Genomic DNA, 22,873 nt, shown 5'->3' with positions numbered 1-22,873 from the left:
CTACAAGTCCAGCGCTGCTTTACTAATTTTCATATCCACCAGCTCAGCAAAGCGATTCCGTGTTTCCTTTGGTTGCTCAAGAAGCAGGTAGATTTGCTGGTAAGCAAGCACATTTTTTACATAGTCCCGGGTTTCCCGGTAAGGGATGGTCTCAATCCAACGATCAATCGCAATGGGACTGGTCGGAATCCAGTCAATAACCCGGTAGATGCCGCCATTATAAGCTGCGGTAGCCACAACCCAGTTGTCACCGAGACGCCGCTTTAGATCGGCGAGATAGCGCGTACCTAAACGAATGTTGACGCTGGTGTTTTGCAAATCATGGCGGCCATAATCGCGTCGTCCTACATAGCGCGCAGTGCTAGGTAACAGCTGCATCAGGCCGTGCGCTCCGGCGTGGGAATAAGCATCGAAACGAAACGCACTTTCGCGCCGTGAAATCGCAAAAGCCCAGTCCGCGGCAATACCTGCCGCCTCGGCATTCTCCCGATGCTCTTCTGCGTAAGCAAGAGGGAAGCGCTGTTCTATAGCACCGAATTCGCCAAGCTGACCCAGTGTATAAATAGCCTGATCATGCCAGCCCCACTGTGACGCCAGCACCGCCAACAGTTCTTGTCGGCGCGGCTCAGCGCCCTGCAACAACTGATACCACTCCCTGCGGGCATCGATATAACGCTCAAGCTGTAAGAACTCGTAAGCTCTTTGTACGGCCGGTAGCGCGCGTACCGCTTGTAATTCTTGTGGTAAGTAGCGGATATCCTCTTGCGCCAGTTGCAACGGCAGCTCAAGTTTACTCGCAGCTAAGAAACCGTAGTAACTGCGCTGGTCGGCGATTTGCGCAAAAAAGGTCGCCGCCTGTTGCTGGTCGCCCAGCTCTTCGTAGGCCCGTCCACGCCAGTAGAACCATTGGGCTTTTTCGGTGGCAAGTCCCACTTCTGCAGCAGGATCTTCAAGCAGCGCCTGCCAATCGCCTTCCCGCACCCACTCGGCCAGCTGCCACTGCAAAGTCGCCGCATTATGCTCACGCGGCTCCAGCCGGGCCAGCCAGTCATGGGCCTGGGAGTGATCTTTGGCGCTTAGGGCGACTGCGAAGTTTTGCTCAAGCTCGGTGCGTTGACTCTGGCTCAGAACGATTCCTTCGGGCAAATCTTCGAACGTACGAATAGCAACATCAGGGTCGCGCCAAATCAGCCGGCCCAGCGCATAGGTAACAATACTGGCAGCGCGCTCAGCTGCAGTGCCCTGCTGTCGCGCCAGCTCATCCATTTCACGCACAAGATTCGCCGGATTGCGGCGAACCTGACGGTAACTTTTAATCAATTCGCTGGTAGGCGCTTCCACCAGTCCTGCCAGATACGGTAACAAGGTATGCTTGCCATCTTCGGCCGCTAACTTAGCCCGTTGCCAAACCATGTCATCGGTGCGACGTCCGGCCTGGGCCCACGTCGCCAGCAACGGGTCACAGGCTTTCGGCAAGGATTCTCCGGTCAACCAAAGTTGATCGACGGCGCGCATAACAGCGTCGCGCGGTTGAGTTTCCTGACTCAGTGAGAAACGCCAGAAATAACAACGATGTTCGACCCGTCCCGGATAAATGAAGTCGCGTAAAAAACGTTGCTGTTCATTGTTTTGCGCCAGATAGTCAAGCCAGGGGTAGCGTAGCTGCCAGTCCAGCGGCGTGTTGCTCAGAACCTCAAAAAAGTCCAGCACCCGCTCTTCGTTGGCCACGTAGCCGACTTGCAGTAAGCGCTCCAACTCCAGATAAGGAGTTAATGGATAGTCGCGCAACTCGTCCAACAGCTGATTGTACTCATTCAGCCGCCCGCGTTTTGCCGCATATTCAGCCTTCACAAACAGCTGCCGTTGCTTTTCGCGTTGTTCGCCCCCATTTAGATCGGGATCATGAATTTTAGGCTCAGCTCGAGTGTCGGTGGAAAGAACCGCTGTAAACAGAAGCGCACATACTGTCGTTCGAATTAACCACATAATTTCAAACGCTCGTTTAAATAATCATTGAAAAATTGACCTAATCGGGCCAAACTCTTGTCACTAAACGCTTGTCACAAATTAATGTGTCATAACCTAGTGTCACATCATAGCTGACTACGAATCATACGCTAACCGAACGCAATCTGAAAATCAGGAGACCATATATGATTTATCAGGGTGATAGCATTCGGGTCGAATTTGTCTCTGACGGCATTGCCGAGCTGCAGTTTGCAGCCGCTGGTTCTGTCAACAAATTTGACCAGAAAACCTTGGAAGAATTCAGTCAGGCTTTAGCGAAACTCGCTGAAACCAAAGACCTCAGTGGCGTTATCGTCACCAGTAGCAAGCCTACGTTCATTGTAGGCGCAGACATCACTGAATTCCAAACTCTCTTCGCCGATGTCGAACACACCAAGCAGTGGGTGCATAAAGCATCGCGCGTTTTCGACCAGTTAGAAGACCTGCCCGTACCTACCGTTGCTGCAGTCACTGGCTTTGCTTTAGGTGGCGGGTGTGAAGCAACGCTTGCGTGTGACTACCGGGTTGCAGATACCACAGCCACCATTGGTCTTCCTGAAGTTAAACTGGGTCTGATTCCTGGCTTTGGCGGAACCATGCGCTTACCACGCATTATCGGGCCGGATAACGCCTTGGAGTGGATCACCACAGGTAAGAACAATTCTGCTGTAGATGCGCAGAAAGTTGGCTTGGTAGACGCCGTTGTTGCTCCTGAAAAATTGCGTGATGCGGCTCTGGACATGGTCCAACAAGCCATCGATGGCGATTTAGATTGGCGCGCCAAGCGCCAGCCAAAGCTGGATCCGTTACAAGCTAACGATACCGAGCTAACCATGACCATGGTCACGGCAAAAGGTATGGTTGCGGCCAAAGCAGGCAAACACTACCCTGCGCCACATGCGGCTATCAAGGCCATTGAAGACGGTGCCCGTAGCCATCGTGAAGAAGCTCTGAATGCAGAGAATGAAGCTTTCGTTGGCCTGACCCAAACCGACGCCTGTCATGCCCAGGTCGGTATTTTCATGGCGGACCAGTTTGTTAAAGGCAAGGCAAAGAAAGCCGCGAAACAGGCCTCTAAAGAGATTAAGACAGCAGCGGTTTTAGGTGCTGGCATCATGGGTGGCGGTATTGCCTATCAATCTGCCTACAAAGGCGTACCGGTCGTCATGAAAGACATTCGCCAGGAAGCGCTGGACCAAGGTATGGGCGAAGCGAGCAAGATCCTTGGCAAAATGGTCGAACGCGGCAAGATTGACCATAAGAAAATGGCTAAAGTTTTGTCCTCCATCACGCCAACTTTACTTGACGATGCCGTGAAAAATGTCGATATCGTCGTCGAGGCCGTGGTCGAGAACCCAGACGTGAAAGGCAAGGTTCTTGCGCAAATGGAGGATGTCGTCGCTGATGATGCGATTATCGTATCGAACACCTCAACCATTTCCATCGACCGACTGGCGAAAAACCTGAAAGATCCGTCACGCTTCTGCGGCATGCACTTCTTTAACCCGGTGCACAAAATGCCATTGGTAGAAGTTATTCGTGGTGAAAAGACCTCTGATGAAACCGTCGCTGCGGTCGTTGCCTACGCATCGCGTATGGGTAAAACGGCAATTGTCGTAAACGACTGCCCGGGCTTCCTCGTCAACCGAGTACTCTTCCCGTACCTGGCTGGTTTTGCTGGCATGGTCGATGAAGGCGCTGACTTTGCCGCCATCGATAAGGTGATGGAACGTCAATTCGGCTGGCCCATGGGTCCTGCTTACTTGTCCGATGTCGTTGGTATTGATACTGCCGACCATTGCACCGAAGTCATGGCTGATGGCTTCCCATCACGCATGCCTCGTGACACCAACAGCGCGATTGCCAGGCTTGCCGCCGCCGAGCGCTATGGCCAGAAGAACGGTAAAGGCTTCTACAACTACGGCGTCGACAAAAAAGGCCGCCCAAGCAAAGAAAAAGCCCCAGAGGTTTATGAAATGCTTGGTATTACAGGCAAAGAGTTTAGCGCCGATGAAATCATTCATCGCACTATGGTGCCAATGGTCAACGAGTGTGTACGTTGCCTGGAAGAAGGTATCGTCAGCTCAGCCGCCGAATGCGACATTTCGTTGCTTTACGGTCTTGGCTTCCCACCGTTCCGTGGAGGCCCGTTCCGTTACCTGGAAACATTGGGCTTAGCTAAGTTCGTCGAAATTGCTGATAAATACGCGCATCTGGGTGAGATGTATCAAGTCACCGATGGCCTGCGCGAAATGGCAAAAGCCAATAAATCGTACTTTGCGGGCTAACGGAGGAAATTATGAAAGACGTAGTTATAGTCGACTGTATTCGCACCCCTATGGGGCGCTCAAAAAACGGCGTGTTCCGTAACGTTCGCGCTGAAGACCTCTCTGCAGAACTTATGAAAGGCCTGTTGGAAAGAAATCCGCAGGTCGACGTAAACGAATTGGAAGATATTTACTGGGGCTGCGTACAGCAGACCCTGGAACAAGGCTTCAATATCGCACGGAACTCTGCGTTAATCGCAGGTATTCCGCACCACGTAGCTGGTGTTACCGTGAACCGCCTGTGTGGCTCATCCATGCAGGCCATCCACGATGCCACCCGTGCCATTATGGCCGGCGACGGTGAAATCTTTATCGCCGGCGGCGTTGAGCACATGGGGCACGTACCTATGACTCACGGCATCGATTTCCACCCCGGCATGAATAAGTCAGTTGCCCGCGCCTCTGGCTCCATGGGTATGACCGCTGAGTTGCTGGCGCGAAAATTTGAAGTGGACCGTGCTGCGCAAGACGCCTTTGGTGCCCGTTCGCACCAACGCGCTCATGCCGCGACTACTGAAGGCCGTTTTGCCAAGGAAATTCTTCCTATTCAAGGACATGATGCTGATGGCGTCCTGCGCTTGATCAGAACCGACGAGACCATTCGTCCGGAAACCTCCGTAGAAGGTCTCGCTCAGTTACGCCCGGTCTTTGATCCGGCTAACGGTACAGTGACCGCGGGTACCTCGTCGGCATTGTCCGACGGTGCTGCCGCGACCTTGATCATGTCTGCCGAGAAAGCCAAAGCCTTGGGCCTGACGCCACGAGTAAAAATTCGTGCCATGGCGGTCGCCGGCTGCGATCCGTCCATTATGGGCTTTGGCCCGGTTCCTGCGACCAAGAAAGCGCTGCAGCGTGCAGGCTTAAGCATTGATGATATCGACCTGTTCGAGCTCAACGAAGCTTTCGCTGCACAATCACTACCCGTGCTGAAAGGTCTTGGTTTGCTGGAGAAAATGGACGACAAAGTCAACTTAAACGGCGGTGCAATTGCACTGGGTCACCCGCTGGGCTGTTCTGGCGCGCGTATTTCGACCACGCTGATCAACCTGATGGAAGAGAAAGACGCGACCTTTGGTGTAGCCACCATGTGTATCGGGCTTGGCCAGGGCATCGCCACCGTATACGAGCGCATGAGCTAACCTGCGCTTTTTCCGCACGCGATTTTACCGTAAAATAAAAGCCGTAGCAGTGAACTGCTACGGCTTTTTTATTAGAAAGTAGTTGCCCTGCTAAAAGGAACCCGCGTGACACAAGCGATAACACAAACCCTCGACACCCTTGGGCTACGCTGCCCCGAGCCAGTGATGCTGATCCGCGCCACCATCCGTAAACTGGAACAGGGCGACTTACTCGAAGTCATCGCCGACGACCCCGCCACCACCCGCGACATCCCAAGCTTTTGCCGCTTCATGGATCATCAGCTCGTCATTGCTGAAACGACTTCAGCACCGTATCGGTATGTCATTCGCAAAGGGAGCTAAAGGCGCGCGCGTGGCGAGCGACGGCGCGGGTGGGTTGATGCTTCGTTGTCAAGGGTGTGCGCCGCTGGCCCTGCGTGTGTCTCCCGCCCTAAAGGTAAAGGTGTGCGCCGCTGGCGAAGGCCGTGTGCGAGGGTGGCGGGGGATTTCCAAGGGTGTCGGCCGCATGGATGCGGCCGCCAAGCCCCCAGGGAAGGGTTTACGGCGGCCCTTGGAGATACCCCGCCACCCTTGCACTGAAGGCCGAAGCCGAGCTAGATGTACTTTTGCCAGAACTCCGCTTTGCCGGTGGCTTCGTCGAGTTGGTAGGGCTTGAAACCGAATTTGTCGTACGCCAGCTTGGCTGGCTCGTTGCCTTCCAGCACCTCGAGCGTCAGTTTCACGCAGCCGCGGAATTGCGCCAGAGTTTCTACCTCCTGCAGCAAGCGTTTGGCAATGCCCTGACCGCGAAAATCTTTGATCACCGCGATATCGTGGATGTTCATCACCGGCTTCGCGGCAAAGGTTGAGAAACCTTCTACGCAGTTCGCCAAACCGACAGGCTCATCGTCAACGAAGGCCAATAACGAGAATACATAATCGCGTTTTGCCATTTCGTCGACCAAATTCTGCCGGGTCTCGTCAGGTAACGCCTCGCCACCACCCATCGGATCTTGCGCGTAATCATTTAACATAGCGACCACCGCCTGGCGATGCTTCGGATTTTGATAGTCAGCTAAAGTAATCTCAACCATGATGCTCTCGTGATGTTAAGGAAAAATTACGCATTTCCCGACAAACCTCATCATAACAATGACAGTCGACCACATGGTCGTTGACCATGCCGACAGCCTGCATGAATGCGTAACAAATCGTTGTGCCTACAAAGCTAAAGCCTGCTTTCTTCAGGGCTTTGGCCATAGTATCAGAAACTTCATCAGAGGTGGGGATGTCATCACCCTGTCGGGCGAAGATCCGCGGCGTTCCATCGCTAAACTGCCAGAGAAATTCAGCAAAGGGCTGCCCTTGCTCACGCAAGTCCACATAGGCCCGGGCGTTCTTGAAAATGGACTCAATTTTAAGCCGGTTGCGTACTATGCCCGCATTTTCCATCAATTCCGCTTTGTAGCTTTCTGGAAGTTGCAGGATTGCATCAGGATTAAAGTCACAAAAGGCAGCCTCGTAATTCGCTTGTTTTCGCAAAATCGTCAGCCAACTTAAACCTGCTTGCTGACCGTCCAGACACAGCTTTGCAAACAGCTCCTGACTGTCGGCCACCGGGCGCCCCCACACCTCATCGTGGTAGCGTACATAGTCTGGCGCAGTGCCACACCAACTGCATCGTTGCACAGATGTCTGCATTTTTAGCCGCGCTCCTGTAACCCTTGCTCAACAAAGGGTATAATTTACGCCACTTTTGATTAAAAATCAGCACGAGAAGAACACATGGCCAGCTACGATGTAAAAACCTTTCAAGGTCTCATCCTCGCGCTCCAGGATTACTGGGCGCAACAGGGGTGTGCGATTGTGCAACCCCTCGATATGGAAGTAGGCGCAGGCACTTTTCATCCAATGACGTTTTTACGCGCCGTTGGCCCTGAACCAGCCAACTTTGCCTATGTGCAGCCTTGTCGCCGTCCTACTGATGGCCGTTACGGCGAAAACCCCAACCGGCTACAGCACTATTATCAGTTTCAGGTTATTTTGAAGCCCTCTCCGAAGAATATTCAGGAACTTTATCTGGGTTCATTAGAGCTGCTTGGATTTGACCCCCTGGTTCACGATATTCGCTTCGTCGAAGACAACTGGGAATCCCCCACGCTTGGCGCCTGGGGCCTGGGCTGGGAAGTCTGGCTTAATGGTATGGAGGTGACCCAGTTCACCTACTTCCAGCAGGTCGGCGGCCTGGAGTGTCGGCCGGTTGCCGGTGAGATTACTTATGGTCTGGAGCGCCTGGCGATGTACATCCAGGGCGTTGATAGTATTTATGATCTGGTCTGGACCGATGGTCCGCGCGGTACGATTTTCTACCGTGACGTGTTCCACCAGAACGAAGTAGAACAGTCCACCTATAACTTCGAACATGCGGCGGTAGATGTCTTGTTTGACCGATTTGACGCCTGCGAGCGCGAGTGTAAGCACTTACTTGAGCATAATTTGCCGCTGCCGGCATACGAACAGGTGATGCGTGCCTCACACGCATTTAACCTGCTCGATGCCCGCCACGCAATATCGGTAACCGAACGTCAGCGGTATATCCTGCGTGTTCGTACCATGGCGAAAGGCTGCGCTGAAGCCTACTATGCGGCGCGTGAAGCGCTTGGTTTTCCACTGGCAGAGCAAGGAGCTTAAGACGTGCAATACGCTACTCTCTTAGTTGAAATCGGTACCGAAGAGTTACCTCCAAAAGCGCTGAAAGGCTTAAGCGAAACCTTTGCGCAGAACCTTGCCCAACAGCTTACGGATAACACGCTGAAGCATGGCGCCGTGCAGTGCTTCGCCACCCCGCGTCGGCTGGCGATTCAAATCCAGGATGTTGCGGCGCAACAAGAAGACCAAGTGGTTGAGAAGCGCGGCCCTTCAGTTGATGTAGCTTTCGATGGCGACGGTAACCCCACTAAGGCAGCCCAAGGCTGGGCACGCTCAAATGGCATTAGCGTCGACCAGGCCGAGCGCCTTAAAACAGACAAGGGCGAATGGTTACTCTACAAAGCTGAAGTCAAAGGGCAGCCCTTAAGCGCCCTGCTAGCAGATTTCGTGCAGCGGGCGCTTGAGCAGTTGCCTGTCGCAAAACCTATGCGCTGGGGTAATGGTAACGTTCACTTCATCCGCCCTGTTCACACAGTGACGCTGATGTATGGCGATGAACTCATTGCCGGTGAAGTATTAGGAATTGCCTCGGCAAATAAATTGCTGGGCCACCGATTCCATTGCCCGCAAGGCACGCAGCTGATGCATGCCGACGAATACGAGGAAACTCTGGAGTCGGCCTGGGTTATTGCCGACTTCGCAAAGCGCCGCGCTCGAATTGAAGATGGCATCCGTGTCCAGGCGCAGCAAGCCGGAGGTCAGGTCCGTGCTGACGAGGCGCTACTTGATGAGGTGACGGCTCTGGTTGAGTGGCCGGTCGCGCTGACAGCCAGCTTTGACAAAGGCTTTTTGGACGTACCTAAAGAGCCACTGATTGTCACCATGAAGGACGATCAGCGTTACTTCCCGTTGGAAGACCAGCAAGGCCAGCTACTGCCCCACTTCGTGTTCATTACCAACATCGATAGCAAAGATCCCGAACAGGTCATTTTGGGTAATGAGCGAGTCGTTCGCCCGCGCCTGGCAGATGCCCAATTTTTCTATGAAACAGACAAAAAGACCGCTCTCGAAGAGCGCGTCAATGCCCTTGATAATGTTCTGTTTCAGAAGAAGCTTGGCAGCATCAAGGACAAATCTGATCGCATTGCACAAGTCGCAGCTGGCATTGCAGATATGCTGGGTAGCGACAAAGAGATTGCGCAACGCGCAGGTTTCTTATGTAAAGCCGACCTGGTGTCACAGATGGTGCTGGAATTCCCCGAAACACAAGGTGTGATGGGGATGCATTATGCGCGCAATGATAATGAAGCTGAAGGCGTTGCTGAGGCCATTTACGAGCACTACCTGCCACGGTTTAGTGGTGATGCCCTGCCCCAGACCATTCCAGGCTGTGCGGTAGCTCTGGCTGACAAGCTGGACTCACTGGTAGGCATCTTTGGGATTGGCCAGGTTCCGAAAGGCGATCGCGATCCGTTTGCGCTGCGTCGCGCCGCCATAGGTTTACTGCGTATCATCGTCGAAAAAGACCTGCCGCTCGATCTGAACGATTTGGTGCAGCTGTCGCGGAAAAGCTTTGGCGACCTGCTAACCAGTGAGAGCGTTCACGACGATGTGGTGGAGTTTTTGCTAGGCCGCTTCCGTCCGTGGTATCAGGACCAGGGAATTAGTGTCGATGTGATTCAAGCGGTTCTCGCCCGTCGCCCAACGGCGCCGGTCGATTTCGACCAGCGGGTGCACGCTGTTGCAGCCTTCCGTAAGCTGGAAGAAGCCCAGGCCCTGGCCGCTGCCAACAAACGGGTAGCAAATATCTTAGCCAAGCTTGATAGCCCTGTTGCAACGAAAATCGACAGCGGGCTGTTAAGCGCCAGTGAAGAGATAGCACTGGTTAAGGCTCTGGAAGAGGCTGAGCTACGCGCAAACGATGCACTCAAGCACAACAACTATACTGGAGCTTTAAAGGCTCTGGCGGCCTTACAGAAGCCCGTAGATGCGTTCTTCGACAATGTCATGGTTAATGCAGAGGATGACGCCGTGCGCACTAACCGGCAGGCAATTTTACAAAGGCTACGCGAACTCTTTTTGCAGATCGCTGACATTTCAGTACTAAATTGATCTTCAGCACTTTAAGTAGCTAAAGCATTGATAAGAAATAAAAAAGGAGCCAAGTGGCTCCTTTTTTTTGCTTTGATAACTGCAACCCTTGGTTAAACGTCCAGGTTGGCCACTTTCAGTGCATTGGTTTCGATAAAGTCGCGACGCGGCTCTACATCATCGCCCATCAGTGTAGTAAATAACTGATCAGCAGCAATCGCATCTTCAATGGTAACTCGCAACATGCGGCGAGTTTCAGGATCCATCGTCGTTTCCCAAAGCTGCTCAGGGTTCATCTCACCAAGACCTTTGTAGCGCTGAATATAAACGCCCCGCTTGGACTCACTGATCAACCATTCAACAGCTTCAACAAAGTCATCAACAGGTTTCTCTTTGTCGCCGCGACGGACATAACCGCCCGGCTCTACCAAGCCATTAATCTTCTCACCGATACTGACCAACTGGTCATAGTCGCGAGACATTAAAAACTCGAAATTTAACGGATAGTTGGTATCGATACCATGCTGACGCACAATCACTACAGGCAAATGCAATTTACGCTCTTCGTCAAACTGGGTCGACATAGTGTACGTAGCTGAGTTGATTTCACGAGTGGTCAAATCGTTCTGCAGCGTTGCAATCCAGTTCTGCATACCGGACTCATCTTTCATCAGCTCTTCGGTTAACCGTGGCGCATAAACCAGACGTTGTAAAAACGTCTCAGGCATACGACGTGACAACCGTACTTTGATAGCGTTCTGCACTAGCTGGTAATCATTTACCAGACTCTCCAGGTGTGGACCAGAGATGCCTGGTGCGTCAGCGTTGACGTGCAAGGACGCGTTCTCTAGCGCCATACTGGTTAGATAGGCAATCAAACCCGGATCATCTTTGATATAGGTTTCTTGCTTGCCCTTCTTCACTTTGTACAATGGCGGCTGAGCAATATACATATAGCCACGTTCGATCAGTTCAGGCATTTGACGATAGAAAAAGGTCAACAGCAGCGTACGAATGTGCGAGCCGTCGACGTCAGCATCCGTCATAATGATGATACGGTGGTAACGTGTTTTGTCTGGATTGTATTCGTCTCGACCGATACCACAACCTAGGGCTGTGATCAGAGTTGCGACTTCTTGAGACGCGAGCATCTTATCGAAACGCGCTTTTTCGACGTTCAGGATTTTACCTTTCAGTGGCAAAATGGCTTGGAACTTACGATTCCGCCCTTGTTTTGCCGAACCGCCTGCAGAGTCACCCTCCACTATATAGAGTTCGGAAAGTGCTGGGTCTTTTTCCTGACAGTCCGCTAACTTACCCGGCAAGCCAGCTAAGTCAAGCGCGCCTTTACGGCGAGTCATGTCGCGAGCTTTACGCGCCGCTTCACGAGCACGTGCAGCATCGATAATCTTACCTACGATTATCTTTGCTTCGTTCGGTTGCTCAAGCAGGTAGTCCGCTAGCTGTGCATTCATCGACTGCTCGACTGCAGTTTTCACCTCAGATGAAACGAGCTTTTCCTTGGTTTGTGATGAAAATTTCGGGTCCGGTACTTTCACCGAGATCACTGCCGTTAGACCCTCTCGCGCATCATCACCCGTTGCATTGGTCTTGTATTTTTTATTCAGCCCCTCTTTTTCCATGTAGGAATTAAGGGTGCGCGTCAATGCAGCACGGAAGCCAGCTAAGTGTGTTCCGCCATCCCGTTGAGGAATGTTATTGGTGTAACAATAAATATTTTCCTGAAACGAATCATTCCATTGCATAGCCACTTCAACCGCAATACCGTCATCACGATCTAAGGTAAAGTGGAACACGCTCTGGTGTATTGGGGTTTTCTTATCGTTCAAATATTCGATGAATGCAGCAATACCACCTTCATATTTGAAGTGGTCTTTACGGTCGTTACGTTCGTCTTGCAAAATAATCGAAACGCCCGAGTTCAAGAACGAAAGCTCACGAAGTCTTTTCGCCAAGATATCGTAGTGAAATTCTACGTCAGCGAAGATCTTAGGGCTCGGCCAAAAACGTAGCTCGGTACCGCTCCGCTCTGTGTCGCCGATTTGTTTTAGTGGTTCAACCGGATCACCAAGTTTATAGAACTGCTCGTAAACGTGACCTTGGCGACGGATAGTTAATTGCAACGTATCGGATAGCGCGTTTACAACAGACACACCTACACCGTGTAAGCCGCCTGAAACCTTGTAAGAGTTATCATCGAATTTACCACCCGCATGCAATACGGTCATGATGACCTGAGCCGCGGAAACGCCCTCTTCCTCGTGCAAGTCGACAGGAATACCCCGTCCATCATCTTTAACCGAAACAGAGCCGTCGGAGTGAATCGTGACAACGATATCTTTACAGTGTCCAGCAAGTGCTTCGTCTATCGAGTTATCGACGACCTCAAACACCATGTGGTGCAAACCCGTGCCATCATCGGTGTCTCCGATGTACATGCCTGGGCGTTTACGAACGGCATCAAGTCCTTTTAAAACTTTAATACTGGACGAATCGTAGTTATTTTCTGCCATAACGGTTTCTCTATAGTTCCTTGACGGTTCCATGTTCCACGTGGAACATTCTGGTATCAGCGCTTCGAATTATCTCAGGCAGTTCGCCCTTATTAATCGCTGAAACGAATAACTGTGCTTTAGTCGCGACCAATGCCTCGCAGAACTTCTGCTGGCTACCGGCATCTAGTTCTGCCGTAATATCGTCGACCAAATAAATACATTGTACTCCTGTTTTCGCGAAGAGGTACTCGCCTTGCACCACTTTTATCGCTGCAACAAAGAGCTTAAGCTGACCTCGCGAGAGGATAGATTTCACGTCCTCCCCATTTGCCAACATTTTAAGCTCGGCTTTATGAGGTCCTACAATAGCATGACCGTAACGGTCTTCGGCGGATTTGTTTTTAGCCATAGCGTCCCGCAACGACAAATCGCCATCCCAACCCTGCTTTAAAATGATTTTAAAATCATATTCCGGCAAAAAGTGCTTCAGCCTATCAAGTAAGACCGGCTCAAAGCCCGACCAATACTTTTGCCGTTCAGCCGCCACTTGCTCGCCAAGTTCCGCAAACTTTGTATCCCAATAGTCCCCTTCCTGACCCACGCGGCGTTGCTTTAACAAGCTGTTACGTTGTTTCAGTACGTGATTGAAACTGGTAATTTCACCGATATAGCGATGTTCCACGTGGAACACTCCCCAATCGAGGAATTGTCGTCGGACTCTGGGACCACCTAAAACAAGCTCGACAGTCTCTGGTGTCATCAACTGAACTGGCACTAATTGGGCCATTTGCCCGAATCGCCGAACCAGCTCACCATCCACCCTTATCTTTACCAATCCCTCGCGATCGCGTTGGAATCCGAGAGCATGTTTATCGCCCTGCTCATCCGTACCTCGGGCAAAAATCGTAAAACTCGATTGCTCATGTCGGATAATCTGTTTATGGGTTCCAGGGCGGAACGAACGCCCCGACCCCAAACAATAGATCGACTCAAGTAAACTGGTTTTACCGCTGCCATTGTGACCAACGATTAAATTGATCTGACGCCCGGGTAAGAGTTTTGCCTCTTCGAAATTTCGAAAATCCGTGAGCGTCAGTGCGTCAATATGCATAACGGGCTACAACGGTCTCCACCTACAGACGCATCGGCATAACGACATAGAGCGACGAGTCGTCTTCGTTATCTTCAATTAATCCGCTCGCGTCCGGACCCGAAAGGGTCATTTTAATCTTCTCGCCATGAATGGTGTTCAGTACATCGATCAGATAACTGACGTTAAAACCGATCTCCAGGCTATCGCCCTCGTACTCGACTTCGATGACTTCTTCTGCGGTTTCCTGCTCAGGGTTGTTCGCGGTCAGGCACATTTCACCACTACTCAGGGTTACACGCACACCCCGGTATTTTTCATTGGACAAAATCGCTGCGCGCGAGCAGGCTTGCTTAAGCACATTACGATCAGCGACGACAAACTTATCACCACCTTGTGGAAGTACGCGACGGTAGTCCGGGAAGCGACCGTCTACCAGCTTACTGGTGAACGACATACCATTAGTTTCAACACGGATATGATTTGCACCAATGGCGACTTTCACTTCGTTATCAGCGTCATCCAACAAGCGCATCAACTCAGTGATGCCTTTGCGCGGTACGATCACCTGACGGCCTGTCAGGTTAGGCTGAGGGATTTCAACTGCACTCATCGCCAGGCGGTGACCATCCGTTGCGACCGTGCGCAATGTGTTCGCATCGGTCTCAAACAACATACCGTTGAGGTAGTAGCGCACATCCTGGTTCGCCATTGAGAAGTGAGTACGCTCCATCAGCTCGCGCAGGACACTCTGTGAGGTGACCAACTGGATATCACTATCCCAATCGTCAATATTGGGAAAATCTTCTGCAGGCAGCGTTGCTAAGGTGAACTTACTACGCCCTGAGCGAATCGTCGCCTTTTCGCCGCTGGCACTCACTTCAACTTGTGCGCCGTCGGGTAAGCTGCGGACGATATCCACCAGCTTTTTCGCTGGGACGGTCAGTTGCCCTTCTTCGCCACCTTCGATATCACATACAGAAACCAACTCGACTTCAAGGTCGGTTCCGGTCAGGCGTACATGGTCAGACGCGACCTGTATCAATACATTCGATAAAATTGGAATCGTATGACGCCGTTCAACAGCGCCACTGACCACTTGCAGCGGCTTTAAGAAAGCATCGCGATTGATGGTAAATTTCATCCCGTTAGTCCCCTGTAGTCGTATCCCTGCAGCACCGGCCTTTCTACCACCTTCTCTTAGGCTGATAACGTGCGGATTAAGTTTCTATAGTCTTCTTTTATATCATGTTGCGCGTCTTTTAATTCTTGAATTTTTCGACACCCATATAAAACAGTTGTGTGGTCACGGCCACCAAAGGCATCACCGATTTCCGGTAAGCTGTGGTTAGTTAGCTCTTTAGCTAAAGCCATGGCCAGCTGTCGTGGCCGCGCGACCGAGCGGCTGCGACGCTTCGACAGTAAATCCGACATTTTGATGTTGTAATATTCGGCCACAGTCTTTTGTATATTTTCTATGGTCACTAATTTTTCTTGCGCCGCAATCAAGTCGGACAGCGCCTCACGCACGAAATCAATAGTGATCTGCCGTCCGGTCAGATTTACATTGGCCGCCAGACGATTCAGCGAACCTTCGAGCTCGCGCACGTTTGAGCGCAACCGTTTTGCGATAAAAAACGCAACCTCATGGGGCAAACTAATTCCCCGTTCTTGCGCTTTACGAATTAAAATCGCAACCCGCGTTTCCAGCTCCGGGGGCTCAATAGCAATAGTAAGTCCCCAGCCAAATCGCGAACGCAAACGGTCCTCGACCCCTTGAATTTCTTTTGGGTAGAGATCACTGGTCATTATAATCTGCTGATTACCTTCAAGTAAGGCATTAAAAGTATGGAAAAACTCTTCTTGCGAGCCTTTCTTATTAGCAAAGAAATGGATGTCATCAATAAGCAATGCATCAACCGAACGGTAGTAACGCTTAAATTCATTAATTGAGTTATTTTTCAGTGCGTTAACCATGTCCTGGACAAAACGCTCGGCGCGCATATAGAACACTTTCGCGCCCTTTTTATTGGCCATGATGGCATTACCTACCGCATGCAGCAGGTGAGTTTTACCTAACCCGGTGCCACCGTACACAAACAAAGGGTTGTAGACGCCACCCGGGTTTTCAGCAACCTGTGATGCTGCCGCCCGTGCCAGTTGATTGGACTTACCTTCAACGAAGTTATCGAAGGTATATTCAGGATGGATATTGCATTCAAATGCAGGAGCCGGACCATCGTCATCCCAGGGGCTCTGGCGGCGACTTGGTCGCTCTGCGGCACGACGAGGTTCTGCTTTTTTAGCAGCCGGCGGTTCGCTGCCATTGGTTTTACGTTCGATACCACCCACGGCGAACGAGACATTGGGAGTGTCCCCACCTTTCTCTTTTGCGGCTTCACCCAAGTAGTCGTTGATCAGGTTAAGATATTTATCTTTTACCCAATCAACCACGTACATATTTGGCGCGTACAATGTCAGCGTTTGGTCTGCCAGGTCTGCTTGAAGAGGACGGATCCACGTATTGAAATGTTGCGTCGACAGCTCGCTCTGTAGGCGTTCAGTACATTGCTCCCACAGCGATTTATTCACACTCGACTCCCTGCATTTTTTATCGCGACGGCGATCCTCGCTGAGTGCCCCACTCTTGCACCACTTTGTCACCAAAGACGCGAAAATCGACCGCAAAATATTGTATAATTAGAATCCTTCGATTGTACTGAAGTCACGCTAAAATCGCCACCCTGAAAGGCCATTTATGCGACCAATTGCATTAAGGTTATCCACAATAATGATCGCTGTTTTTTCATGATTGTGGATAGCTTTTGTCGTTGACTTTGATCCTTTTTATCGATAGAATTCGCGCTCTAAATTTTTGGTAACCCGATTACGGAAGTAACGTCATGAAAAGAACATTTCAACCAAGCGTATTAAAGCGCAAGCGTAGCCACGGTTTCCGTGCTCGTATGGCAACTAAAAACGGCCGCCAGGTTTTGGCTCGTCGTCGTGCCAAGGGCCGCAAAGTCCTGTCTGCGTAATTGAAGCAGTATTCCTATGGCCGGGAGTTACGTCTGTTAACTCCCGCTCAATTTCAGCAAGTCTTTAATGCCCCCCCGGTGAAGGCCGTTACGGCTGAGCTCACCATGCTCGCAACTCCCAATCAGCTAAGCCATCCACGCATCGGCGTAACGATTTCTAAAAAACGTGCGAAACGCGCTGTTGATCGAAATCGAATAAAACGCAAGATTCGCGAGAATTTTAGGCTAAAACAGCATAAAATACCGGCATTCGACATCATCGTTATAGCGAAAAGCGGTATCGTCGATCTCGACAGTGATGCTTTGCAACAACGGCTCGATTATTTATGGCGAACATTAAGCAAGCGGTGCGTGCAATACCTATCGGCTGCATCCGATTCTACCAGTGGTTCATAAGCCCGCTGATTGGTCCGCGCTGTAGGTTCCAACCGACTTGCTCGCAATACGCCATCGAAGCGATTCAAAAGCATGGTATGATGCGGGGCTTCTGGCTTGCCAGTAAACGCATTAGTAAATGTCATCCCGGTCATCCGGGCGGCTACGACCCGGTGCCAGACGCAAAAGCATCGGAATCAACGAACGAAAGTACAAAAGAGACGAAGGACTTATGAATTCGCCACGTTCCATATTGTTTATTGCTTTTTTGGTAGTGAGCTTCTTCCTCTACCAGAACTGGGTAGTTGATACAGCGCCAGGCACACAAAAAGCAACGCAAACACAGACGCAAACCACACCGACTTCTACTACCGACGCGGGCGTACCAGAGGCAACTCCAAGTCTTGGCTCCGATGCCAGTGTTCCTACCGCAACTGGCGAAACACCTGCCACGGTAGCAAGCACCCAAGGCGCCCGGGTTAACGTAACGACGGACGTCCTGGACGTTGAGATCGCGTTGCGTGGTGGTGATGTCGTTAACGCTAAGCTGCGCGAGTTCGCTCGTACACAAGATTCAGAAGCGCGTTTTGAGCTCTTACACGACGACCCGAACCAACTTTACATCGCTCAATCAGGTTTAGTGGGTAAAGACGGAACGGATTCCGCCAGTGGCCGTCCAGTGTTCTACGTGGAACGTGATAGCTACACCATGACGGGGGATACCCTTCGTGTTCCTATGACCTACACCCTCGATGATGGCTCAAAGATCACCAAAACCTTCGTGTTCACGCAAGGTTCATACGCCATCGATGTGGTTTACACTATCGAGAACGCAGCAGGTCAGCATAAAGAAGTCCAATTCTACGCGCAGCTGAAGCAAATCATCTCTGATGCCGGTGGCAGCATGATGATGCCAACCTACAAAGGCGGTGCCTATTCATGGGACGAAGATCGTTACGAAAAATACGACTTCGACGACATGCGTGACAAGCCGTTAAGTATTGCTACCGAAGACGGCTGGATTGGCATGCTAGAGCACTACTTTGTCAGTGCCTGGATTCCTCGCAGCGAAGGTACCAAGCAGCTTTCTTCTAGTGTATTGAGCGGCAATCAGGCGTTGATGCGCGTGATTTATCCCACCGCAACAATCGCGCCTAACAGCCAGGCGGAAATCCGCTCGACCCTGTTTGTCGGTCCAAAAGACCAGGATGCTATGGCCGCTGTAGCGGAAAACCTCGATCTGACGGTCGATTATGGTTTCTTATGGTGGTTAGCACAGCCAATATTTAAATTACTACAGTTCCTGCAAAGCTTCCTGATCAACTGGGGTCTGTCGATTATTGCAGTTACCGTCATTATCAAAGCCTTGCTCTATCCGCTGACCAAAGCACAGTATGTGTCGATGGCGAAAATGCGGATGATCCAGCCAAAAATGAAGGCACTACGCGAGCGTCATGGCGACGACCGTCAGAAAATGTCTCAGGCGATGATGAAGCTGTATAAAGAAGAGAAAGTAAATCCGCTGGGTGGTTGTTTGCCTATGCTCCTGCAGCTTCCGATCTTCTTGTCGTTGTACTGGGTATTGCTGGAAAGTGTCGAACTTCGACACGCTCCGCTGTTCCTCTGGATTGAAGATTTGTCAGCGAAAGACCCGTATTACATCCTGCCATTACTGATGGGTGTATCGATGTGGTACATGCAGCGCTTGCAGCCAGCACCGGGTACCGATCCGATGCAGCAGAAGCTGATGCAGTACATGCCGGTGATCTTTACCGTATTCTTCCTGTGGTTCCCATCAGGTCTGGTGCTGTACTGGTTGAGTAACAACTTGATCACCATCGCCCAGATGCAGTGGATTTACCGCGGCTTAGAGAAAAAAGGCATGATGGAGCGCCGTAAGAAAAAATGAGCTTCGAGCTAAGTAACGATACCATCGTCGCACAGGCCACCCCGCCCGGCCGTGGTGGGGTTGGTATCGTTCGTGTCAGTGGTCCCGCAGCCAAAGCTATTGCTGAGACAATGTTGGGCCACTGTCCACCTCCACGTAAAGCCGAATACCTTCCCTTCAGAGACACACAAGGCCAGTTTCTCGATGAGGGTATAGCCTTATTCTTCGCTGGTCCCAACTCGTTTACCGGTGAAGACGTGCTTGAACTGCAAGGCCACGGCGGTCCAGTACTTATCGATATGATCGTCAAGGCGATCCTGGACTTACCCAATGTCCGCCCTGCGCGTCCCGGCGAGTTTAGTGAACGCGCGTTCCTCAACGATAAGCTTGATTTAACCCAGGCTGAAGCCATTGCCGACCTTATCGACACGACCTCAGAGCAAGCTGCCAAAGCCGCCTTACAGAGCTTACAGGGCGGCTTCTCGCACGAAATCGACCAGCTTGTTGATGCGGTGATTTCTCTGCGCATGTACGTTGAAGCCGCAATCGACTTTCCAGAAGAAGAAATTGATTTCCTTAGTGACGGCAAAGTCACCGCTGATCTGGAAGCCATCCTCGACCATATGCAGCAGGTGATGGTGCAAGCGAAACAGGGCTCCTTATTACGTGAAGGGATGAAGGTCGTTATCGCTGGCCGGCCAAACGCAGGTAAATCAAGCCTGTTGAACGCGCTCGCTGGCCGCGAGTCTGCCATTGTGACGGCCATTGCCGGCACTACCCGCGATGTCTTGCGCGAGCACATTCAGATTGACGGTATGCCACTACATATCATCGACACCGCTGGCTTACGCGAAAGCCCGGATGAAGTCGAAAGAATAGGCATTCAACGCGCCTGGGATGAAATCCGCGGTGCCGACCGGGTACTTTTCATGGTCGATGCCACCGAAACCAACGCCGTGCATCCTGCTGATATCTGGCCGGAGTTTTTCGAGCAGTTGCCTGCCGAATTACCTTTCACGGTAATACGCAACAAAGTTGATTTAAACGCTGAATCGGTAGAACTTGAAGATATCGGCGGCGTTCCTGTGTTACACCTGTCCGCAAAAACCGGAAGCGGCGTGGAGCTGCTACGTGAACACCTGAAACACTGCGTTGGCTACCAGGCCACCAGTGAAGGCAGCTTCATGGCACGACGCCGTCACCTCGATGCGCTGACCAAAGCACGTGAGCACTTACTTACTGGTCAGGACGCATTGGAGCAGCATGTTGCTGGCGAAATCCTCGCGGAAGAGCTGCGCCTTGCGCAGCAGCACCTGAACGAAATCACCGGAGAATTTACCTCCGATGATCTGCTTGGCAAGATTTTTAGTTCGTTTTGCATCGGCAAGTAAAACGGCCAAAAAGATCGAAAGGTACTAGCTAACTACAAACGAGCTATTCCGCAACGCCTGACCGCGTGGATGGCCACCAGAAATTATGTTTATGGTTGCGTGCTCGCCGCTACACGAAGCTCAGGCTATCGTCGTAACCGGGAAACATCAGTAAACTGAAATATTTTTCAGGCCTGCTTCAGAGGCAGCACCGTGGGGCTTTACGCGTCTCACGTTCTTAGCTTCTTGTTCATAAGCACGATGACGGACGTCCCATAACTCAACTGCATGCTGAATATTCAACCAGAACTCCGGCGTATTCCCCAAAGCCGCTGCAAGTTTGATTGCCATGGGTGCTGTCAGCGTGCCTTTGTCATGCGCAATCCGGCTGAGTGTATTTCTGTGCACACCCATTGCTTCGGCAAGTTCACTGATCGCTATGTTCATCGGCTCCAGAAACTCCGTGACCAGCATTTGGCCAACGGTCACTGGACGACGTTTTGTATTCCTCATTACCATAACCTCCTCTAGCCCTTGTAAACATGCGGATCTAGATACGTATCCAGGGCGATGCCGTCTTCCCAGCGAAAGATCAGGCGATACTGCTTATTAACCCGGATGGAACACCATCCAGACAGGTTTCCCTGCAAATGTTCAAAACGATTACCTGGTGGAATCCTCAAGTCTGACTCCTGCGTCGCGGCATCCAGAATCTGAATCTTCCTAAAGAGGGCGCTTTCAATAGTGCTGGGTATTTTCTTATGACTTTGGTCTTGTTCGTAAAAAACCTCTAGCCACGTATCCCTGAATTTAACCGCCATGATTGCCTGATCACTTTTTACTCATTTTATGCACAACAGCGTTGTGCGTCAAGTCCGTTCAAAATGCGAACGGATCCGTTTAGAAAACGATATTACTATAATTTGGTCTGACAGAAAGGGACTATCGAGCAACTTCAAGGCGCTGATTTCATAGAGATAAAATCGTATACAAGGCTCCCACTTATCCCAGTTTAAAATGGGTCGTCAGGAGCCGACGCAGAGGAAATTTGCCAATATTTACATTTTTTTCGCAAATTTCAGCACTCCAATGGTGCTCCGAGAATTTCATAACGATATGTTTTTAAATGATTTTATAGATTCTGTATCGGGAAGTAAAATCGCTAACCCTCCGAAATTTCCGGAGCGGTTCTCGGTGTTAAGGTTGCGACTCACATACATCCCAATGCGTTACGGTCGACACAATGCACTGGCGACTGCCATCCTCAAGGGTTGAGCAAGTCTCCGTTTCAGTCGTCGTTGCGCAACGGAAATATCCTAAATCCGGGCCAGCACCTTCGCCAGTATCCGCTGGGAACCACTGCGGCGAGCCTTGGCTAAGAGTTTCCGAAATTTCCGGGTCATCGAATAAGGTACTTAGACATCCGATATCATCCTCATCGAGAAGGCTAACGGGTCCTTGAAGTAATTGTTCTAAATTGACTCCCTCGATACGCGAACTTGGATAGACGAGATGAAATTCAAGATAGATTCTTTCGAGCTCAGGAGCAGTCGCGTCGCCTACATAATTTACGCGAAAGGCCAATCTGTCCTCCGTCGGGTCTCCATTAAACGACACAATATGATGCAAATTGTTCTGGTTATGCTCGACACTGAGAGAAATACCTCCCCTTCCCACAGAGAAGCCGGTCAAATCCGTGTCTCTAGTGACCGATTGGAACGATTGAGAACCTGCCGCATTCGCTAATACATCGGCCATAATATCCTCGAGCTCCGCTCGATAACTCGTACTCGTGAAATAACGTACTGGGCTTACACTACAGTCCTCTCCGCCACTGTTCGGGTCTGAACTCGATTTTTGTTCGTCAGCACTCAAGGCAACGGAAATATCATCGCTGCTAATATCCGTTACAGTAGGCGCAGCACGCATCATTTCGCGAAAATCCTGGTCGGTCTGATAAAACAGTTGCAGATCAGAAAGCTCATGGTCATTTATCGTCAACGTGGTAATGACCGGAGCAGAACGGTTACAAAAGGAACCGGTACACGGATAACTCACTCGAAATTTATAAGCTTCTTCAGAGATAGGGTTTGCAACGATAAAGGTGCTGAACACTGGGTCACAAACAACGTCATCTGGTGTCGGTGCTGAAGTGCCGGTATTAGTAGAGTAACAATTCGGCTCCGGGACATGTTGTGCTGCTACCCACTCTGCTTTTTGCGCATCACAAGTATCGCAGGAATAGATCTTATCGACAGCAAGAGCAGCACCCGAACAGGTTAAGCCAGCAGCAACAATGAGGGTCTTCAGAAGAGCAACAGACCGGCGCTTAGGAGGCGCTATGTGGTTAGTTTCCATGTGGTTAGTTTCCATGTGTGATCCACGGTTTGTAACGCTAACGAAC

The 22,873-nt window shown here is 51.1% G+C and carries 20 protein-coding genes; 10 read left to right on the top strand and 10 right to left on the bottom strand.

Features of this window, described 5'->3' with window-relative positions:
* Positions 1–1,986, bottom strand: coding sequence for a transglycosylase SLT domain-containing protein (locus J6J28_RS07940; protein WP_301720944.1), 1,986 nt, complete (start codon positions 1,984–1,986; stop codon positions 1–3).
* 167 nt (positions 1,987–2,153) lie between these two features.
* Between J6J28_RS07940 and fadB the strand changes: the two genes are divergently transcribed.
* The 3 genes from fadB to tusA all read left to right on the top strand — a co-directional run bounded on the left by fadB (position 2,154) and on the right by tusA (position 5,815).
* The gene (gene fadB / locus J6J28_RS07935) at positions 2,154–4,295 is read left to right on the top strand and encodes a fatty acid oxidation complex subunit alpha FadB (protein ID WP_301720943.1); all 2,142 of its coding nucleotides are present in this window, start codon (positions 2,154–2,156) and stop codon (positions 4,293–4,295) included.
* A gap of 11 nt (positions 4,296–4,306) precedes the next feature.
* Positions 4,307–5,473, top strand: a complete 1,167-nt coding sequence (fadA, locus tag J6J28_RS07930) for an acetyl-CoA C-acyltransferase FadA (protein ID WP_301720942.1) — start codon at positions 4,307–4,309, stop codon at positions 5,471–5,473.
* 105 nt (positions 5,474–5,578) lie between these two features.
* On the top strand, positions 5,579–5,815 hold the full coding sequence (gene tusA, locus J6J28_RS07925) for a sulfurtransferase TusA (protein WP_301720940.1): 237 nt from the start codon (positions 5,579–5,581) through the stop codon (positions 5,813–5,815).
* A gap of 251 nt (positions 5,816–6,066) precedes the next feature.
* Here the strand turns inward: tusA and J6J28_RS07920 are convergent, their stop codons facing one another.
* On the bottom strand, positions 6,067–6,546 hold the full coding sequence (locus tag J6J28_RS07920) for a GNAT family N-acetyltransferase (RefSeq protein ID WP_301720939.1): 480 nt from the start codon (positions 6,544–6,546) through the stop codon (positions 6,067–6,069).
* Positions 6,539–7,153 (bottom strand): DNA-3-methyladenine glycosylase I, encoded by a 615-nt coding sequence (locus tag J6J28_RS07915; RefSeq protein ID WP_301720938.1) that lies wholly within the window; start codon positions 7,151–7,153, stop codon positions 6,539–6,541. Before J6J28_RS07915 ends, J6J28_RS07920 begins: the two co-directional genes overlap by 8 nt.
* An 84-nt stretch (positions 7,154–7,237) precedes the next feature.
* Between J6J28_RS07915 and glyQ the strand changes: the two genes are divergently transcribed.
* Complete coding sequence (gene glyQ, locus J6J28_RS07910) at positions 7,238–8,143, top strand: glycine--tRNA ligase subunit alpha (RefSeq protein ID WP_301720937.1); 906 nt, start codon at positions 7,238–7,240, stop codon at positions 8,141–8,143.
* A 3-nt stretch (positions 8,144–8,146) separates the two neighbouring features.
* Positions 8,147–10,213 (top strand): glycine--tRNA ligase subunit beta, encoded by a 2,067-nt coding sequence (gene glyS, locus J6J28_RS07905; RefSeq protein ID WP_301720936.1) that lies wholly within the window; start codon positions 8,147–8,149, stop codon positions 10,211–10,213.
* A gap of 92 nt (positions 10,214–10,305) precedes the next feature.
* Here the strand turns inward: glyS and gyrB are convergent, their stop codons facing one another.
* From gyrB to dnaA, 4 genes are read right to left on the bottom strand one after another with little or no spacing between them, the layout of a single operon-like run.
* A complete protein-coding gene (gyrB, locus tag J6J28_RS07900; protein WP_301720935.1) occupies positions 10,306–12,726 on the bottom strand; it encodes a DNA topoisomerase (ATP-hydrolyzing) subunit B in 2,421 nt (806 codons plus the stop codon).
* 10 nt (positions 12,727–12,736) lie between these two features.
* A complete protein-coding gene (gene recF / locus J6J28_RS07895; RefSeq protein ID WP_301720934.1) occupies positions 12,737–13,819 on the bottom strand; it encodes a DNA replication/repair protein RecF in 1,083 nt (360 codons plus the stop codon).
* A gap of 22 nt (positions 13,820–13,841) precedes the next feature.
* Positions 13,842–14,942, bottom strand: coding sequence for a DNA polymerase III subunit beta (gene dnaN / locus J6J28_RS07890; protein WP_301720933.1), 1,101 nt, complete (start codon positions 14,940–14,942; stop codon positions 13,842–13,844).
* A gap of 56 nt (positions 14,943–14,998) precedes the next feature.
* Positions 14,999–16,390 carry a chromosomal replication initiator protein DnaA gene (dnaA, locus tag J6J28_RS07885; RefSeq protein WP_301720932.1) on the bottom strand — a complete coding sequence of 464 codons (1,392 nt, stop codon included), beginning with the start codon at positions 16,388–16,390 and terminating at the stop codon, positions 14,999–15,001.
* Between the two features lie 311 nt (positions 16,391–16,701).
* Here dnaA and rpmH point away from each other — a divergent pair, with 311 nt between their 5' ends.
* From rpmH to mnmE, 5 genes are read left to right on the top strand one after another with little or no spacing between them, the layout of a single operon-like run.
* Positions 16,702–16,836 (top strand): 50S ribosomal protein L34, encoded by a 135-nt coding sequence (gene rpmH, locus J6J28_RS07880; RefSeq protein WP_082863315.1) that lies wholly within the window; start codon positions 16,702–16,704, stop codon positions 16,834–16,836.
* A complete protein-coding gene (gene rnpA, locus J6J28_RS07875; RefSeq protein ID WP_301720931.1) occupies positions 16,837–17,232 on the top strand; it encodes a ribonuclease P protein component in 396 nt (131 codons plus the stop codon).
* Positions 17,163–17,447 carry a membrane protein insertion efficiency factor YidD gene (yidD, locus tag J6J28_RS07870; protein ID WP_301720930.1) on the top strand — a complete coding sequence of 95 codons (285 nt, stop codon included), beginning with the start codon at positions 17,163–17,165 and terminating at the stop codon, positions 17,445–17,447. The genes rnpA and yidD overlap by 70 nt, the downstream gene beginning before the upstream one ends.
* The gene (gene yidC / locus J6J28_RS07865; protein ID WP_301720928.1) at positions 17,444–19,120 is read left to right on the top strand and encodes a membrane protein insertase YidC; all 1,677 of its coding nucleotides are present in this window, start codon (positions 17,444–17,446) and stop codon (positions 19,118–19,120) included. The genes yidD and yidC overlap by 4 nt, the downstream gene beginning before the upstream one ends.
* Entirely contained in the window at positions 19,117–20,490 is a 1,374-nt protein-coding gene (gene mnmE, locus J6J28_RS07860) for a tRNA uridine-5-carboxymethylaminomethyl(34) synthesis GTPase MnmE (protein WP_301720927.1), read from the top strand. Before yidC ends, mnmE begins: the two co-directional genes overlap by 4 nt.
* 147 nt (positions 20,491–20,637) lie before the next feature.
* Here mnmE and J6J28_RS07855 read toward each other — a convergent pair whose 3' ends face one another.
* The 3 genes from J6J28_RS07855 to J6J28_RS07845 all read right to left on the bottom strand — a co-directional run bounded on the left by J6J28_RS07855 (position 20,638) and on the right by J6J28_RS07845 (position 22,842).
* Positions 20,638–20,982: a HigA family addiction module antitoxin gene (locus tag J6J28_RS07855; protein WP_301720926.1), complete on the bottom strand. Its 345-nt coding sequence runs from the start codon at positions 20,980–20,982 to the stop codon at positions 20,638–20,640.
* Between the two features lie 14 nt (positions 20,983–20,996).
* On the bottom strand, positions 20,997–21,290 hold the full coding sequence (locus J6J28_RS07850; RefSeq protein WP_301720924.1) for a type II toxin-antitoxin system RelE/ParE family toxin: 294 nt from the start codon (positions 21,288–21,290) through the stop codon (positions 20,997–20,999).
* 376 nt (positions 21,291–21,666) lie between these two features.
* Positions 21,667–22,842, bottom strand: coding sequence for a hypothetical protein (locus tag J6J28_RS07845; RefSeq protein ID WP_301720923.1), 1,176 nt, complete (start codon positions 22,840–22,842; stop codon positions 21,667–21,669).
* Between the last annotated feature and the right edge of the window lie 31 nt (positions 22,843–22,873).

It is taken from the genome of Pseudidiomarina terrestris (assembly GCF_030466375.1).
GTDB lineage: Bacteria > Pseudomonadota > Gammaproteobacteria > Enterobacterales > Alteromonadaceae > Pseudidiomarina > Pseudidiomarina terrestris.
Note: the sequence above shows the minus strand (reverse complement) of the source record. Positions and strands in the feature narration are given on the sequence as shown.

What these genes read in the sequence shown, in the direction of transcription:
- gyrB (WP_301720935.1), bottom strand. Translation starts at nt 12,726, where the DNA reads ATGGCAGAAAATAACTACGATTCGTCCAGTATTAAAGTTTTAAAAGGA.
- J6J28_RS07940 (WP_301720944.1), bottom strand. Translation starts at nt 1,986, where the DNA reads ATGTGGTTAATTCGAACGACAGTATGTGCGCTTCTGTTTACAGCGGTT.
- J6J28_RS07850 (WP_301720924.1), bottom strand. Translation starts at nt 21,290, where the DNA reads ATGGCGGTTAAATTCAGGGATACGTGGCTAGAGGTTTTTTACGAACAA.
- mnmE (WP_301720927.1), top strand. Translation starts at nt 19,117, where the DNA reads ATGAGCTTCGAGCTAAGTAACGATACCATCGTCGCACAGGCCACCCCG.
- J6J28_RS07855 (WP_301720926.1), bottom strand. Translation starts at nt 20,982, where the DNA reads ATGAGGAATACAAAACGTCGTCCAGTGACCGTTGGCCAAATGCTGGTC.
- rpmH (WP_082863315.1), top strand. Translation starts at nt 16,702, where the DNA reads ATGAAAAGAACATTTCAACCAAGCGTATTAAAGCGCAAGCGTAGCCAC.
- yidD (WP_301720930.1), top strand. Translation starts at nt 17,163, where the DNA reads ATGGCGAACATTAAGCAAGCGGTGCGTGCAATACCTATCGGCTGCATC.
- fadB (WP_301720943.1), top strand. Translation starts at nt 2,154, where the DNA reads ATGATTTATCAGGGTGATAGCATTCGGGTCGAATTTGTCTCTGACGGC.
- J6J28_RS07845 (WP_301720923.1), bottom strand. Translation starts at nt 22,842, where the DNA reads ATGGAAACTAACCACATGGAAACTAACCACATAGCGCCTCCTAAGCGC.
- fadA (WP_301720942.1), top strand. Translation starts at nt 4,307, where the DNA reads ATGAAAGACGTAGTTATAGTCGACTGTATTCGCACCCCTATGGGGCGC.
- J6J28_RS07920 (WP_301720939.1), bottom strand. Translation starts at nt 6,546, where the DNA reads ATGGTTGAGATTACTTTAGCTGACTATCAAAATCCGAAGCATCGCCAG.
- recF (WP_301720934.1), bottom strand. Translation starts at nt 13,819, where the DNA reads ATGCATATTGACGCACTGACGCTCACGGATTTTCGAAATTTCGAAGAG.
- J6J28_RS07915 (WP_301720938.1), bottom strand. Translation starts at nt 7,153, where the DNA reads ATGCAGACATCTGTGCAACGATGCAGTTGGTGTGGCACTGCGCCAGAC.
- yidC (WP_301720928.1), top strand. Translation starts at nt 17,444, where the DNA reads ATGAATTCGCCACGTTCCATATTGTTTATTGCTTTTTTGGTAGTGAGC.
- dnaN (WP_301720933.1), bottom strand. Translation starts at nt 14,942, where the DNA reads ATGAAATTTACCATCAATCGCGATGCTTTCTTAAAGCCGCTGCAAGTG.
- glyQ (WP_301720937.1), top strand. Translation starts at nt 7,238, where the DNA reads ATGGCCAGCTACGATGTAAAAACCTTTCAAGGTCTCATCCTCGCGCTC.